Below are 15,868 nucleotides of genomic sequence, written 5' to 3' on the forward strand. Positions count from 1 at the left end.
CCATGGCGGGGCAGGTCAAGTCACGAAAGCGTGTCCAGGAGCACGGAGAGGTCTTCACCAACGAGCGTGAAGTCAACGCGATGCTCGACATGGTGAAGCAGGAGACCGAGCGCATTGACTCGCGTTTCCTCGAGCCCGCATGCGGCGACGGCAACTTCCTCGTGGAGGTGTTGCGCCGCAAGCTTGACGTTGTGGACAAGCGCTATCGCAAGTCCCAGCACGAATGGGAGAAGTATGCGTTCGTGGCCATCGGCAGCATATACGGAGTTGAGCTGCTGCACGACAACGTCGAGGCGTGCCGTAGTCGGCTCTACGACATGGTCGAGGAACGATATAGACGCGTTGCGGAGGAAAGCCCGAACCCCGCTTTCTTCGGCGCGGCGCGCTTTGTGCTTGGGAGAAACATCCTCGATGGTAATGCACTGAGCCTCAAGGCAGTCGATGAGTATGGAAACGACACCGATGAGCCGATCATCTTTTCGGAGTGGTCCATCGTCATGGGTGACAAGGTGAAGCGGCGTGACTTCCGACTCGACGAGATGCTCGAGGGCAGCGCCGATGAGCCACAGATTCCGTTGTTTGGTTCAAACGGCACGCCCGCAAGTGAGTGGGAGCTCGACCAAGAGACTGGCTCGCTGATACCAAAACCCATACGCGAATACACGCCAACCAGCTTCTACGAGGTGATGAACGTTGAGTAGTCTCTTTGAGACGACTTACAACCCGGATGTGCTGAGTTGCATCGCAAATCTGAGCAACGACGAGGTGTTCACCCCGCCTGAACTCGCTAACAAGATGCTCGATCTCTTGCCGCAAGAAATCTGGAGTGACCCGAATGCGACGTTTCTGGATCCCGCATGCAAGTCTGGTGTTTTCCTGCGTGAGATTGCCAAGCGACTTATACATGGGCTCGAGAGCGAGTACCCAGACCTTCAGGAACGGTTGGAGCACATCTATAAGAAGCAGATATTCGGCATCGCCATCACCGAGCTCACGAGCCTGCTCTCGAGGCGAAGTCTGTACTGCTCCAAATATCCGAACAGCAGGTACTCAGTCGTACACTTCGACAACGCCGAGGGCAACGTCCGCTTCAAGAACATCAAACACACTTGGAGAGACGGGCGTTGTATATACTGTGGGGCCTCGAAGAAGGCTTACGACCGCGACGATGACCTAGAGCAATACGCCTATGAATTCATTCATATTGACAATCCCGCAAAGGTTCTAGACATGAAGTTTGATGTAATTATTGGCAATCCGCCATACCAACTCAGTGACGGAGGACAAAAAGCAAGCGCTACTCCTTTATACGATAAATTTGTCGAGCAAGCGAAAAAACTTAACCCTCGCTTCATGTCTTTTATTATTCCGGCGCGCTGGTTCGATGGGGGGCGTGGGCTTGATTCATTCCGCAAGGAAATGTTGAATGACAGGCGCATAAGACGTCTCGTCGATTATCCCAACTCTGCTGACTGCTTCCCTGGCGTTGATATTGCTGGTGGCGTCTGCTATTTCCTCTGGCAGCGCGATTACAGAGGCGACTGTGAAGTGACTACCTCAGTGAATGGGAAAACCGATACTTATATGAGGGATCTCGGTGAATATCCTACATTTATCAGGAGCTCGAAGGCACTTCGCATCATAAAAAAAGTTGAGCAGCTCAATGAGCCAACAATGGATACGATTGTATCCTCACAGAAGCCCTACGGGCTGAGAACCTTCGTTCGTCCGGAGAAGTCTGGCGACCTGATTCTTCGTTGGAATGGCGGAGAAGGCAAGTTTCCGCGGGAAAAGGTTACCTCCGGAGTGGGTTGGATTGATAAATGGAAGGTGTTCACTTCGTATCTAACTCATGACCATGCGGGTCAAACAGATTCAGAGGGCAAACGTCGAATCATATCTGTTCTTGAAGTTGCTCAGCCTGGCAAAGTCTGTACAGAGACTTATCTTTCCATCGGAGCCTACGATACTGAGACTGAAGCGCGAAACTTAGATGCCTATATCCGAACAAAGTTTGTTCGTTTTCTTATTCTTCAGGTTACTTCGACTCAGCACCTGTCCAAAGCGAATTTCAAATTCGTACCAATACAAGATTTCTCTCAAGCATGGTCTGACGAGCGTCTGTATTCAAAGTACGGACTTACTCAAGATGAAATAGATTATATAGATTCAAAGATTAAGCCGATGCCCCAGGCTGGTGATCCAGATGCCAACTAAGGACTTCTTTCCACCACGTCCAGATGCTAAGCCTATCATCTACGCCTATCGAGAGCCGAACAACCCAGAGCTCGAGGGGCTTCTCAAGGTGGGCTATACCTCGCGGGCCATCGACGAGCGCATGCACGAGCACTACCCGACACTCAAACCCGGTGAGAAACCTTATGAGGTTGTTTTCATCGAACCGGCAATGCGTACCGATGGCACGGTCTTCATGGATCACGAGGTGCACGCTAATCTCGAGGCCAACGGTTTCCGGCGCCTGAGGGACCGCGACGGTAAGAAGACGGAGTGGTTTCACTGCACTGTCGATGACGTGAGGGCGGCCTACCTCGCGGTCCGTGACCGCACGGAGAACGCCGAGAGGCGCACGCAGGACTTCAAGATGCGACCCGAGCAGGAGGCTGCCGTTCACAAGACAGAGGCGTACTTCCGCTCCGTCGAACGTGAGGGCGGTGCTCGCACGCCCAAATTCCTGTGGAATGCCAAGATGCGTTTCGGCAAGACCTTCGCCGCATACGAGCTCGCCAAGGACATGGGCTTCAAGCGTGTGCTCGTGCTTACTTTCAAGCCGGCTGTGCAGACCGCTTGGGAGGAGGATTTGACGACGCATGTGGATTTCGAGGGTTGGCAGTTCATCAGCAGGCCGAAGGAACCTGGCAGGCCGGACATCGCCGCGCAGTACGAGGCAGCCGACAAGGACCGCCCGATTGTGTGCTTCGGCTCCTTCCAGGACTTCCTCGGGCGTGAGAAAAGCACCGGTCGCATCAAGCCGCAGCACGAGTGGGTGCGCGAGGAGGACTGGGACCTCGTTATCTTCGACGAGTACCACTTCGGCGCGTGGAACGAGAACTCCAAGACGCTGTTCGAGCAGGAGGACGAGGACGAGCGCGACACCCAGGAAGACATGGACACGCGCGTCGGCCACGTGAACACCGGCAACGAGATAGACGAGGGCGACCTACCCATCGTGACACGGTACTACCTCTTCCTCTCCGGCACGCCCTTCCGTGCGCTCAACTCCGGCGAGTTCATCGAGGAGCAGATCTACAACTGGACATACTCCGACGAGCAGGCGGCCAAGGAGGCCTGGCCCCGGGAGCACCCGGGGAAGCCGAACCCTTACGCTTCGCTGCCCCGCATGGTGATGCTCACCTACCAGATGCCCGACGAAATCCGCAAGGTGGCGCTCGGCGGCGAGTACAACAGTTTCGACCTCAACGCCTTCTTCGAGGCGAGGGGCGAGGGAGACGACGCCGAGTTCGTGCTCAAGGAGTCGGTGCAGAAATGGCTCGACCTGATACGTGGCGCCTACAGGCCCTCTGCCGTCGACGATCTCAAGCTCGGTTCCGAGAAGCCGGCGCTACCGTACTCGGACATACGCCTCTTGCGCGTGCTCAACCACACGTTGTGGTATCTCCCGCGTGTGAACAGCTGCTATGCCATGCGGAACCTGCTGCGTGAGCCTCAGAACGTCTTCTTTCACGACTATACGGTGAATGTCTGCGCTGGCTCCGAGGCCGGGATAGGGGCGGCGGCGCTGGACAGGGTTCGCGAGTCGATGGAGGACCCTTTGAACTCGCGGACCATCACGCTTACTTGCGGGAAGCTCACCACAGGGGTCACCGTGAAGCCGTGGTGCGGCATCTTCATGCTTACGAACATGAAGAGCCCCGAGACGTACTTCCAGGCCGCCTTTCGTGTGCAGTCTCCATGGACGGTCAGTAATGATGCGGGGGAGACCGAGATAGTGAAGAAGGAGTGCTACGTCTTCGACTTCGCGCTCGACCGTTCGTTGCGCATGGTCTCCGACTACAGCTGCCGTCTCAAGGTCGATGAGAACCAGGGGCCTGAGCAGAAGGTGGGCGAGTTCATCAACTTCCTGCCCGTGCTCGCCTACGACGGCAGCGTCATGCGCCCTGTGAGCGCGGCTGATATCCTCGACATCGCCATGGCGGGCACTTCGGCGACGCTGCTGGCAAGGCGCTGGGAGAGTGCACTGCTGGTGAACGTGGACAACGACACGTTGCGCCGCATCCTGGCAAACGATGATGCCATGCGCGCCCTGATGAGCATCGAGGGGTTCCGCAACCTCAACGAGGACATCGAGACCATCATCAACAGGTCGGATGCAATCAAGAAGGCCAAACGCGGGAAGGGGGATCTGACTCCTAAGGAGAAGAAGGAGATATCCGAGGAGGAGAAGGAGCTGAAGAGCAAGCGCAAGCAGATCCAGGAGAAGCTTATCAAGTTCGCGACGCGCATACCGGTGTTCATGTACCTGACCGACTACCGCGAGCAGACACTCAAGGATGTCATCACACAGCTCGAGCCGGGGCTCTTCAAAAAGGTGACCGGCCTCACGGTGAAGGATTTCGAGCTCCTGGTTTCGCTCGGCGTGTTCAACGACGGGCTCATGAACGATGCCGTCTATAAATTCCGCCGTTACGAGGACTCCTCGCTCACCTACACGGGCATGGACAAGCACAAGGGTGAACGCGTGGGCCTCTTCGACACAACGCTCTCTGATTTCGAGTACATGGCCATGGCACAAGAGGAATCGATGGTGGCTCCGAATGGACTGGCTCGTCCGACAAAGAGCGTGGCAAGCGCAAACGGCGCACCAAGGGTATCGCGAGCTGCCGGCAATACCGTGGTCAAGCCTTCGGCGGCCACGCCGCCTGCGACTGATCCCATAACAAAAAGTCACGAGTCCGAACCGTCGATGTCCGGGAATAGCCATACATCCGCCACGGCTCCTGCTGCCGAGGCGGTATCGCCTGCGAAGCCTGCCGTGACCCGGGAGCAGCTGGATGCGCTATCCGAGGGTGATACCGTGTTCCACAAGGCGTTCGGCTACGGGCGCATCGTTAACCTGAATGGCTCGTATATCGATGTAACGTTTGACAGTGATGACAAGAAGAAGAAACCGTCGAGGAAGTTCATGTTTCCAAGTGTGTTTTACCAGGGTCTGCTGAAGATTGGATAGATGAGTATGACGACAGAAGAACCTAGAGTGCAATTTGACATTGAAAAGGTCGTTATCAGCGGGTTTAAGCGCATTCGCGAGCCGTTGACCGTCTATATGACGCGTCAGCTGAACATAATCGTAGGCGATAACGGCGAAGGGAAGAGCACCATCCTCGAAGCAATACACCTTGCCCTTACGGGCTTATACCGAGGAGAACCCATCCAAAGAGCTCTTTCGCAGGCGTTATTTAACAATGATGACGTCACTGAATTTATCGACAACGCAGGCTCGGGTGACTTCTCAAGGCTTCCCGAAATCAAGATTGAGGTGTATCTCAGTGGCGGCGAAGGCCATATCGCTGAATACCTTTCAGGTGCTGTCAATTCCGAGAAGAGTAGGCATTGCGGATTCACGTTCTCCGTCATTTTCGATGAGGACTATCGTGACGAGCTCGAAAGCTTGCATAAAGGCAGCCTCAAGAGTCTGCCTATCGAATACTACGAGGCGAAGTGGATGACCTTCGGGGACGCGCCTATTACGCCTCGAAAGATTCCCGTCCGGTCCGTGATGATCAACCCTGCCGGCGACTGGCAGGGCAGCAGGGCGGACGAGCGCACAGCCCGCGTCCTGATTAATGGATTGGATGAGAAATACCAGATGGCGCTAGCCCAGGAAGCCCGTATCGCTCTCGATATGTTGAGTGCCAAAGATGCGCTTAAGAAAGCCAATGGCTCACTGCCGACCATCGGTATCGAAGGCATTGGTGACATAGACATCACCACCGACCATGGCACGACGGACTCTTGGAAGAAAAACATCGTTGTCCGTCTCGAAGGCGTACCTTATGGGCATATCGGCGCGGGGTCGCAAAGTATGATACAGGCCGGCATCGCCCTGGCCAAGGAACGCCCAGAGAAGACGACCCTGCTGCTCTTCGAGGAGCCCGAGAACCATCTTTCCCATACAAATCTGAGCAAACTCATCAGATTGATTGCTGATGGTGCGGATGGCCGTAAAGTCATCGTCACGACCCATTCGAGCTATGTGGCAAACGTGCTTGGCCTCGAGAACTTGCAAATCGTAGGTAGCGATTCACAACAGCCTCATTGTTCTCCGCTCGCAGACCTTTCCCCGGAAACGCTGAGATTCTTCAGGAAGCTGCCTGGGTACGACACCTTACGGCTCGTGCTTTCGAAGGCGGCAATCCTGGTAGAAGGCCCTTCAGACGAGCTAATCGTACAGTTGGCATATCGGCAAACCCACAACAACAGACTGCCGATCGAGGATGGGATTGACGTCATTTCTGTCGGAAGCGGTTTTCTCCGATTCCTCCAGATCGCGAAATCCATCAAAAAGCGCGTGCTTGTTCTTACCGACAATGACGGCAATACCGCAGCCCTCGATAAGAAGTACGAAGATTATTCCTCAATCGACTATGTGCGCCTGGGTTACGTCCGAAAGGAATTTGAACCGGATCCAACTAGCGTAGACCCGGATAAGAAGCTCAACTGGAATACCCTCGAAGCAGAGATGCTGAGAGCGAATGGCTTAGAACGCCTTGAGGACATCTTGGGGCGAAAAGGTGACTGCAATGCAAGCCTTCTTAAATACATGGAGGGGAATAAGACCGATACCGCTCTTGCGCTATTTGATGCTGGTAAAAAAGTAGGCATTCCCGAATATATAAGCGAAGGGATACGTTGGCTCGATGAGAAATGCTGAAGACCGTAAGAGGATAATCGTTGCTGGCGCGGGCACCGGCAAGACGACTCTGCTCCGTAATATCGCAGTCGAAAGCTATACGAATAAGAGTGTGCTCTATCTGACATACACCGAAGCGAACGCTAGCGAGTTTCGGGCCGCGGTTATCGACAAGCTTGGGCATCTTCCCACAAATATCACCATCATGACCTGGTTCTCTTTTCTGCTCGCCCATGGTGTAAGGCCATTTCCAGCTCAGAGTTTCACGCATCGAGTCGATCGTATGCTCTTCAACAACAATGAGCCACGTCGCCGCAGTGGCGTTACTCGTGGTATGGAGGAATACTTCTGTGCCAAGCCGGGCGTCGTATACAGGACCTCTCTTGCTGATTTGGCCGTCTACTGCAATGAGCAATGGGGCGGCGAGGTCATTCATCGGATATGCGCGATCTACGATGTCATCCTGGTCGATGAGGCACAGGATCTCGCCGGTTACGATTACGATTTCATCCTTGCGATGATGAACAATGCTGACGACATGGTGGTCGTAGGCGACCCGAGGCAGCAGACCTTCCGGACATGTTGGAAAGCCAAATATAAGAACCTGCATGATATCTTCGAGTTCTTTGAATGTAAGACATCGTACGGCTTGGATACCACCACGCTCTCGGTTACATACAGGTGCTCAGCAGACGTAATGCGCTACGCCAACCGGCTCTACCCTGAATATCAGCCCGTTCGGCCGAGCGATGAGCGACTCGCAAAACCGAAAGGCAAAGTCACCGTGCTGAAAAAGAAAGACTTCGCTGCATGGGTCGACGCAAGAACAGAGCGGCCTACCATATTGACATGGAATAACAAAGTCGCAGATACCTTTGACTGTCATAGGATGAACATGGGTGAATCGAAGGGGCTTACGCTTGGCGACGTCGCCATATTCGCGACAGGCGAGATGAAGAAGTGGATTCAAGACAAGACTACAATACTTGCGGATGAAACTAAGGCGAAGTTGTATGTTGCCTTAACGAGGGCGAGTGGCGATCTCTGCCTCGTTATATAGGTGACCATGACTAAGAAAACCGCTCGCATATGTCTTCAACGCTAGGGGCAACGACCGAAGCCAGAGTTCATGGCTGTGGCCGTTGCGGGTTGCGTGCTGGTCAAGGCGCGTGGCAAGCACATCAACCGCTGGTAGGTCAATTCCGGTAAAACGTGGGACGGGTGACACCCGTTCTCCTCCACCCTGTTCCCCTGTTTTGTTTCCTTTCCTTTTGTCGGGGGAGCAGAGTGGAGGGGGCGGGCGTCATTGTCGTTTTTTCCTGTCGCATGCACGCAGTGAACACGTCGTCGCTGTATCCCGTCATCGTCGTGCGGCTGTATTGTCGCATGCCGAGCTGGTACCAGGAAACGCATTGTCGGCTGGTATCTGTCTGCGGTGTGACTCTGATATCGCACACTGGGCTGGTATTAGGGCGGGGGCGCCGGGAACTTTGGAGTATCTTCTTGCCATGCGGTCGTTTCATTGCACCGTGCGCCGATAGCCTAGTGACAGGCAGTCCGCGAGCGCCTTATTGCGCCGCCATGCGACTATTCAATCACATCACAAGCAGATAGATAGTTGGGCGGTACGCTCGCGTCCGCCATACCCCGCAACGGCTGGCGTATATTGGAAGTATGGATTCTTCGCCGGCATATCCGTTCAGCACCCGTGACCTCATCCATATCGGATTCCAACGGTTGGATGAGGCACGATCGGCGTTCACTGCGCTCGATGCATACGGCGTGGACGCCGAGCATATCCGCCACATCGCCGATGCATTGGCGAGCGCCCTCGACCCGGACACCGCTCTCGACAATCTTGTCGGCATCATCGAAAGCTTGCCTGCCCACGATGACGGCCTGCACTCCATTCTCGAGGATGATACCGCAGCTCGCAAGCTCATCGCGGTGCTTGGATCCAGTGACAAGCTGGGTAAACTCATGCGCACCCGTCCCGATCTGATCCGCGCGGCAGCTCTGGATCCATGCCGTAGTTGCGATTACAACCATGCGCAGCGGGTGGCCAAGCTTCTTGACGCCGTGCAAGCGGTCAGTCTCGAGCTGGGGGATGCGCAGTCGGAGGGCCAGACGCATCTCGCGTATCAAGCGACGTTGCCGCTTGCTGAGGCCACCGACCGCCTGCGTGCCGCCTACCGTCGTCAACTCGCCGCCATCATCGCGGTCGATGCCACGGCGGAGCATCCTGATGATATTCAGCCGAGAATCAGCAAGGCGCTCTCGGATCTCGCGGACGCCGCGCTTGAAGCGGCGCTCGCCATCGCCCGGCATGAGACCCCAGACAGCGCGCGATGCCGGTTCAGCATCATAGGCATGGGCAAGCTGGGAGCCCAGGAACTCAATTACGTCTCCGATGTCGATCTGATTTATGTGGTCGAACCCACCGACAGCGATACGAGTACTACCATGCTCACGCGCATCGGCACCCGTCTGGGCACCATGCTGCAACGCGTCTGCCAATCCGTCATCGCGGGATCCACCGAACCGCCATTATGGCAGATCGATGGCGGTCTGAGACCTGAAGGCAAGGACGGTCCACTCGTCCGGCGTCTCGAATCGCACCGCACGTATTACGAGCAGTGGGCGCAGAACTGGGAATTCCAGGCGTTGCTCAAAGCCAGGCCGGCCGCAGGCGATGAGCAACTGGCGCAAGCCTATCTTGACATGACCCGCCCGTTCGTCTGGTCCGCATCCAAACGCGACAATTTCGTCCAAGACTGCCAGCAGATGCGTCAACGTGTCGAACGGCTCATTCCTGACAATCTCAAGGACCGGGAGATCAAACTCGGCCGGGGAGGGCTCAGGGACGTCGAATTCACTGTGCAAATGCTGCAGCTGGTGCACGGGCGTTCTGACACGACATTGCGCAAACGCGGCACGTTGGACGCACTCAAGGCGCTCGCGGACGGCGGGTACGTCTCGCGTAAGCAATCCGTGAAACTCGCCGAGGACTACCGGTTCGAACGGGTGCTCGAACATCGTCAGCAGATGTGGGAACTCAAACGCACCCACTTGTTCCCCGATTTGGGGGCCGGCAGCATCGGCGGTCTTGAACGCAAGCGGGATATCGATATCGATACGCTCAGCCATAATGATGAACTTCGCAGACTGTCCCGCGCGTTCGGACTGCACCCCGAAGAGCTCGTCGAACGCTACGATGAGACGCGACGCGAAGTCAGACGGTTGCATCTGGACATCTACTACCGCCCGATGCTGCCGATCAGCGCACGCATGGACGACGACCAGATCACCCTGTCCGACCAGGCGACCCGCGAACGGTTCGAATCCATCGGCTTCGCCGATCCGGACGCCGCCATGCGACACGTCAAAGCGCTCACCGACGGGCTGTCACGCGCGGCGCGCATCAACCGCATCCTCCTTCCGGCCGTCCTCCAATGGCTCGGCGAAGGGCAAAACCCGGATATGGGATTGCTCAACTGGAGACGCTTGGAAGAACATTTCGGCGAAGACAGCGACTACTTGGGGTTCCTGCGTGACTCCCAATCCGCCGCACAACGGCTGTGCCACATCCTCTCCAATTCGCGGTTCCTGGGTGACGCGCTCAACCGTTCGGTCGAATCCGTGACCTGGCTGGGCGATGACGACGAGCTCCGACCGCGCACCCGCGCCAGTCTCGACGTGCAATGCGACGGCATCATCGCCCGCAACCGGTCAAGCCTGAAAGACGCAGCCACGCTGCTGCGAGCCATGAGACGACATGAAATCGAACGCATCGGCTTGGGCTGGATGAGCGGTGTCATCGACGACGACGCCACCCTGACCGGCATGACCGACGTGTATGACGCAATCATCGACGCCGCCTTGCGCTGGGCGTTGGAGCACCGCCGCGACATGATGGGTTTGGACGGGTATCCTGCGGATATCACGGTCATCGGCATGGGACGGTACGGCGGCAGGGAAATCAACTTCAGTTCCGATGCCGACGCGATTCTCGTCTATCGGGCAAATGGCACCGGAACAGACGGGCAGGAGACACCCGATGAGGCGCTCGCCGGCTCGTATGCCCGACAGGTCACCGACGATGTGCGTGCGCTGTTGCAAGGTCCGTCCACCTTGGAACCGCGCATCGACCTGGATCTCGACCTGCGCCCGGAAGGCAAGAACGGGCCGCTGATTCGTTCTTACGCCTCCTGTGAGGAATACTACGGGTCGTGGGCGAGCACATGGGAGCGCCAAGCGTTGATCCGTGCACGATTCGCCGCCGGGGACAGTGTGCTCGCCCACGATTTCCTGACGAACATCGCCGACCCGATGCGCTATCCGACCTCGCCGTTGACCGAACAGCAGATCGGCGAAATCCGCAAGCTCAAAGCCCGTATGGAAGCCGAACGCCTGCCGAGGGGAGTGCGTCGCGACCGGCATCTGAAACTCGGCAAAGGCGGCTTGTCCGACGTGGAATGGACCGTGCAGCTGTTGCAGCTCGAACACGCCGGCACCTGCCCGCAGCTTCGTACCGGCTCCACGATGGGGGCGCTTGATGCGCTTGAAGCCGAAGGAATCGTCGGGCGCAAAGATGCGGACACGCTGCGTCGCGCATGGCGGATTTGCACCGCCGCCCGCAACGGCAACTATCTGTGGTCAGGGCGTGCCACCCGGGCGGACATCCTGCCTGACGACCTTGATTCCCTCGGCGGCATGGCGGTGTACCTCGGATACGGGGCGAATCGTGGTCAGCGTTTTGAAAACGACATCCTCGCGTTGATGCGCCAATGTCGAGAAGTCGTCGAACGCCTGTTTTACGGGCAGCAATAAGCGTTCGCCGGCAAGTCCAAGCGCGCGCCCCCGAACGGGACCGTCCCATTTGGAGGGCGCGCGCCGGCGTTCACGGTCACTCGCCGTCGGGCGCCGGCATGTCCCTGAATCGTCCTACAGTTGGCTAGGTCACATAAGGTGGCCACCTCTCAACAGGAAGGTGAGCCTTGTCTGAACACAACACCCAGTTGCCGACATCCGGCGTTCCTCAAGATACAGAGCCGTCCATGGTCGGCAAAAGCGTGGTCACGCTTGATGATCTGACGACATCCCAGATCATCGATCTGCTGCATAAAGCGCAGTACATCGAAACGCATCGTCATGAGGTGGCGCATACCTGCGACGGCAGGGTGCTGGCCACCCTTTTTTATGAGCCCAGCACGCGTACCCGACTGAGCTTTGAAACGGCTATGCTCCGGCTCGGCGGCCACGTGATCGGTTTCGCCGGCGCTCAATTGTCTTCAGTGACCAAGGGCGAATCCATCGCCGACACCGTCAAAACCGTATCCAATCTCGTCGATGTCATCGCGATGCGCCACCCCAAAGAAGGCGCCGCACTCGTGGCGGCCAGGGCGGCCAAGGACTTCGGCATCCCCGTCATCAACGCCGGCGACGGCGGCCACATGCATCCCACCCAGACCCTCGCCGACCTGGCAACCATCACATCACGCTACGGCAGGATCACCGGCCTGACCATCGGCCTGTGCGGCGATCTGACGTTCGGCCGTACCGTGCATTCACTGGTCGAGACCCTGTGCCGGTTCGGCAACGTGAACTTCGTGCTCATCAGCCCCGACGAGCTCAAGATGCCCCGATACGTGATCGACCGCATCAAACGCGCCCCCTCATGCACCTACACCGAAGTGCGCGACCTGGCCGCGGTGATCGGCGACCTTGACGTGCTGTACATGACCCGCGTGCAGAAGGAACGCTTCTTCAACGAGGACGACTACCTGCGTCTGCGTGACACCTACATTCTCGACGAAGCGAAACTCCAACGCGCCAAGCCGGACATGGCCGTGCTTCACCCGCTGCCGCGCGTCAACGAAATCTCCGTGGACGTCGACCACGACCCGCGCGCCGCCTACTTCGAACAGGTGCACAACGGCATGCTCATGCGCATGGCGTTGGAAAGCTCGGTCGTCGGCGACACGCTGCCCGGATATGAGGAATGGAAGAACCAGGAGGTCCACGCCTGATGGAAGTCACCAGCATTCGCAACGGCATCATCATCGACCACGTGCCTGCGGGCACCGCACTCAAGGTGCTGCAATATCTGAAAATCGACCCGACCAGCACGAAGCTCGCGCTCATCATGAACACGGACAGCCGCCAGTACGGTTCGAAAGACATCATCAAAATCGAGGATGCGGGGGATATCAACCTTGACGTGCTCGGGTTCATCGCCCGCCAGGCGACCATCGACATTGTGCGCGGCGGGAAAATCGTGCGCAAAGACAAGCCGAACCTGCCTGAGCACATGGTCAACGTCATCAAATGCAAGAACCCGCGATGCGTGACCACCACCGAGCGCGGCATCGACCAGATGTTCCACTTGGTGCATTCCGAACGCCAGGAATACCGTTGTGACTATTGCGACGAGGAAGCCAAGCTCTAAGCCACGTGCCGCAGGCGCCGACGAAAGGAACCAAGAGTATGCTCACGCTGCATGACATCCGCGTATGGGATACGGGGGAGAGGATCGACCTGGTCATCCCCGGAACGGACAGCCGGCGATTCTTCGATGAGCCCGGCGCGGTGTCCGAAGGCGCGTTTGACGCTTCAGCGCTGACGGTCGCCCCCGGATTCGCCGACCCGCACGTCCATTTCCGCGACCCCGGACAGACCTACAAGGAATCCATGCGTTCCGGGTGTGCGGCAGCGGCTTCCGGAGGGTATACGCGGGTGCTCATCATGCCGAACACGTTGCCTGCGATGGACGGCAAACCGGTCCATGCGGGCGCGCCCGGCGCCGATGACGTGCTGGCGGCCCAAGCGTGCGACACCATCGATTATCTCCAGCATTACGACGCGACCCATGATTGTGCGCTGCCCGCACGGTACGACCTGTGCGTGTGCGCCTCCGTGGATCGCGCCGGAGCCCAGGCGACCGATCCGCAAGACTGGCGCGCGCACCTGCCCGGTGTCGCGGATGAGAGCAAAGACCCATACCAGCGGGCGCACCCGGTCACCGCGATCAGCGACGACGGCGCCGCCGTGCCGGACGCGATCCTCGACCAGGTGCTCGCCAATGCGAAAGCCACCGGGCTGTACTTGATCGAGCATTGCGAACATCATGACAGCGGCATCATCAACGAGGGGCCGGTCAGCCATAAGCTCGGCGTGCCCGGCATCCCCGAGGACACCGAGCTGCGCATCGTCACACGCGATATCGAAGCGGCGCGACGTACCGGTGTGCACATCCACTTCCAACACGTCAGTACAGCCGGATCCTTCGAAGCGATCCGCGCAGCCAAGGCGGAAGGCCTGCCCATCACCTGCGAGACCGCGCCACACTATATCGCGTTGAGCGACGAAGCGATCCTCACGTATGGCGTCATGGCGAAAATGAATCCTCCACTGCGTTCCGAAGCCGACCGGCGCGCAACGGTCGCGGCGATCGCGGACGGAACGGTAGACCTGATCGCCACAGACCACGCCCCGCACGCACAATCGGAGAAGGATGCCGGCCTGGAAGAAGCGCCGAACGGCATCATCGGCCTGGAATGCGCGTACGGCGTATGCCATCGGGTGCTGGTGGACGGCGGATTCATCTCCGAGCAGCGGCTCATCGAACTCATGTCTGCCGCTCCCGAACATCTGATGGGCCACGCACCCACCGATATCGCGGGATTGCTCAATACTTCCGCGCGGTGCGCGACCAAACGGACACTCGACCTGGCAGCGGTGGAACACCCGGAAACCGCGGATCTGGTGATTCTTGACACGTCCCGCCATTGGACGGTAGACAAGAACCGCTTCCATTCCAAGGCGCGCAACACGCCATTCGACGGCTGGCAGGTCACTGGCCTTCCGGTCGCCACCATCATCGGATCGAAACTGGTGTTCTCCCGCATCGGGGCCTGATCCGGCCATTGACACGAACCCACATGCCCACAGCGTTCTGAAAGAGGGAAGATGGACAAGCTCATCGAAGCGATTCAAACGACGCACAATCCGAGTGTCGTCGGGCTGGACCCGACCGACCAAGTGGTGCCCGCACCACTCATCGACTCCTTCCATGAGGAGGTCGCCGACCAAGTCGATGACCCGACAGAAATCCCCGCCATGCAGCGCGCGGTGGCGTATTTCGAGTTCAACCGTGCGATCATCGACGCGATCGCAGGTATCGTTCCGGCCGTCAAACCGCAGATCGCAATGTATGAGGCGCTTGGGCCCGCAGGCATCGACACCTACGAGATGACGTGCGAATACGCGCAATCCCAAGGCCTGTACGTGCTGGGGGACATCAAGCGCGGGGACATCGGCTCGACAGCCGCGGCCTACGCCCGACATTTGGGCGGATTGACCGTGGACGACAGCGATACCCTTGATCTGTGGCATGAGGATGCGGTCACCGTCAACCCGTATCTTGGCACGGACGGCATCACCCCGTTCGTGGACGCAGCCGCATCCGCCGACAAGGATCTTTTCGTGCTGGTACGCACGTCCAACCCGTCCAGCAAGGAGATTCAGGAGCTGGAACTCGCCGACGGGACGCGCCTGTACGAGCATGTCGCCGATCTGGTGGAACAGTGGGGTGCCGGTTCACTGGGCGCGTCCGGCTATTCGCGTGTCGGCGCGGTCGTCGGTGCCACGCATCCCGAACAGGGCAAGCGCCTGCGTGAACGCATGCCGCACACCTTCTTCCTGGTACCCGGCTACGGGGCTCAGGGCGGTACCGCGCAGGACGTTGCCGGTATGTTCGATGCCAACGGTCACGGGGCGATCGTCAACTCCTCGCGAGGCATCATCGGCGCCTGGCGCAAGAGCGGCGCATACAACGCCGGCATGTCCGCCGACGATGCGCTCGCCTTGGTCGCCACCAGCGCGCGGGATGCGGCGATTGCCATGCGCGACGATCTCGGGGCGGCGCTCGCCTGACACACCGGTACCACGGCGAAACACCGGAGATTTACAATGCACGCG

At 58.2% G+C, this 15,868-nt stretch carries 10 protein-coding genes; all 10 read left to right on the plus strand.

Going from position 1 to position 15,868, the window contains the following annotated elements; all coding sequences use genetic code 11:
• The first annotated feature begins 2 nt into the window (after positions 1-2).
• The 10 genes from DSM100238_RS06765 (at position 3) to pyrF (ending at position 15,823) form a co-directional block, all read left to right on the plus strand.
• Positions 3-701: a DNA methyltransferase family protein gene (locus DSM100238_RS06765; RefSeq protein WP_152355925.1), complete on the plus strand. Its 699-nt coding sequence runs from the start codon at positions 3-5 to the stop codon at positions 699-701.
• A complete protein-coding gene (locus tag DSM100238_RS06770) occupies positions 694-2,217 on the plus strand; it encodes an Eco57I restriction-modification methylase domain-containing protein (protein WP_152355926.1) in 1,524 nt (507 codons plus the stop codon). The genes DSM100238_RS06765 and DSM100238_RS06770 overlap by 8 nt, the downstream gene beginning before the upstream one ends.
• Complete coding sequence (locus DSM100238_RS09765; protein WP_152355927.1) at positions 2,207-5,206, plus strand: GIY-YIG nuclease family protein; 3,000 nt, start codon at positions 2,207-2,209, stop codon at positions 5,204-5,206. Before DSM100238_RS06770 ends, DSM100238_RS09765 begins: the two co-directional genes overlap by 11 nt.
• Positions 5,207-6,910, plus strand: a complete 1,704-nt coding sequence (locus DSM100238_RS06780; protein WP_152355928.1) for an ATP-dependent nuclease — start codon at positions 5,207-5,209, stop codon at positions 6,908-6,910.
• Complete coding sequence (locus DSM100238_RS06785) at positions 6,897-7,949, plus strand: UvrD-helicase domain-containing protein (protein WP_152355929.1); 1,053 nt, start codon at positions 6,897-6,899, stop codon at positions 7,947-7,949. Before DSM100238_RS06780 ends, DSM100238_RS06785 begins: the two co-directional genes overlap by 14 nt.
• Before the next feature lie 614 nt (positions 7,950-8,563).
• A complete protein-coding gene (locus DSM100238_RS06790) occupies positions 8,564-11,719 on the plus strand; it encodes a bifunctional [glutamine synthetase] adenylyltransferase/[glutamine synthetase]-adenylyl-L-tyrosine phosphorylase (RefSeq protein WP_152355930.1) in 3,156 nt (1,051 codons plus the stop codon).
• A gap of 227 nt (positions 11,720-11,946) precedes the next feature.
• On the plus strand, positions 11,947-12,918 hold the full coding sequence (pyrB, locus tag DSM100238_RS06795; RefSeq protein WP_152355977.1) for an aspartate carbamoyltransferase: 972 nt from the start codon (positions 11,947-11,949) through the stop codon (positions 12,916-12,918).
• Positions 12,918-13,337 (plus strand): aspartate carbamoyltransferase regulatory subunit, encoded by a 420-nt coding sequence (locus DSM100238_RS06800; protein WP_152355931.1) that lies wholly within the window; start codon positions 12,918-12,920, stop codon positions 13,335-13,337. The genes pyrB and DSM100238_RS06800 overlap by 1 nt, the downstream gene beginning before the upstream one ends.
• A 38-nt stretch (positions 13,338-13,375) precedes the next feature.
• Positions 13,376-14,806, plus strand: a complete 1,431-nt coding sequence (locus tag DSM100238_RS06805) for a dihydroorotase (RefSeq protein ID WP_152355932.1) — start codon at positions 13,376-13,378, stop codon at positions 14,804-14,806.
• 51 nt (positions 14,807-14,857) lie between these two features.
• Positions 14,858-15,823 carry an orotidine-5'-phosphate decarboxylase gene (pyrF, locus tag DSM100238_RS06810; protein WP_152355933.1) on the plus strand — a complete coding sequence of 322 codons (966 nt, stop codon included), beginning with the start codon at positions 14,858-14,860 and terminating at the stop codon, positions 15,821-15,823.
• The last annotated feature ends 45 nt before the right edge of the window (positions 15,824-15,868 follow it).

This window comes from Bifidobacterium apri, assembly GCF_009299485.1.
GTDB classification, from domain to species: domain Bacteria; phylum Actinomycetota; class Actinomycetes; order Actinomycetales; family Bifidobacteriaceae; genus Bifidobacterium; species Bifidobacterium apri.

Bases quoted from the DNA above. Each gene is read 5' to 3' on its own strand.
- DSM100238_RS06800 (WP_152355931.1), top strand. From the start codon at position 12,918: ATGGAAGTCACCAGCATTCGCAACGGCATCATCATCGACCACGTGCCT.
- DSM100238_RS06785 (WP_152355929.1), top strand. From the start codon at position 6,897: ATGAGAAATGCTGAAGACCGTAAGAGGATAATCGTTGCTGGCGCGGGC.
- pyrB (WP_152355977.1), top strand. From the start codon at position 11,947: ATGGTCGGCAAAAGCGTGGTCACGCTTGATGATCTGACGACATCCCAG.
- DSM100238_RS09765 (WP_152355927.1), top strand. From the start codon at position 2,207: ATGCCAACTAAGGACTTCTTTCCACCACGTCCAGATGCTAAGCCTATC.
- pyrF (WP_152355933.1), top strand. From the start codon at position 14,858: ATGGACAAGCTCATCGAAGCGATTCAAACGACGCACAATCCGAGTGTC.
- DSM100238_RS06780 (WP_152355928.1), top strand. From the start codon at position 5,207: ATGAGTATGACGACAGAAGAACCTAGAGTGCAATTTGACATTGAAAAG.
- DSM100238_RS06790 (WP_152355930.1), top strand. From the start codon at position 8,564: ATGGATTCTTCGCCGGCATATCCGTTCAGCACCCGTGACCTCATCCAT.
- DSM100238_RS06805 (WP_152355932.1), top strand. From the start codon at position 13,376: ATGCTCACGCTGCATGACATCCGCGTATGGGATACGGGGGAGAGGATC.
- DSM100238_RS06765 (WP_152355925.1), top strand. From the start codon at position 3: ATGGCGGGGCAGGTCAAGTCACGAAAGCGTGTCCAGGAGCACGGAGAG.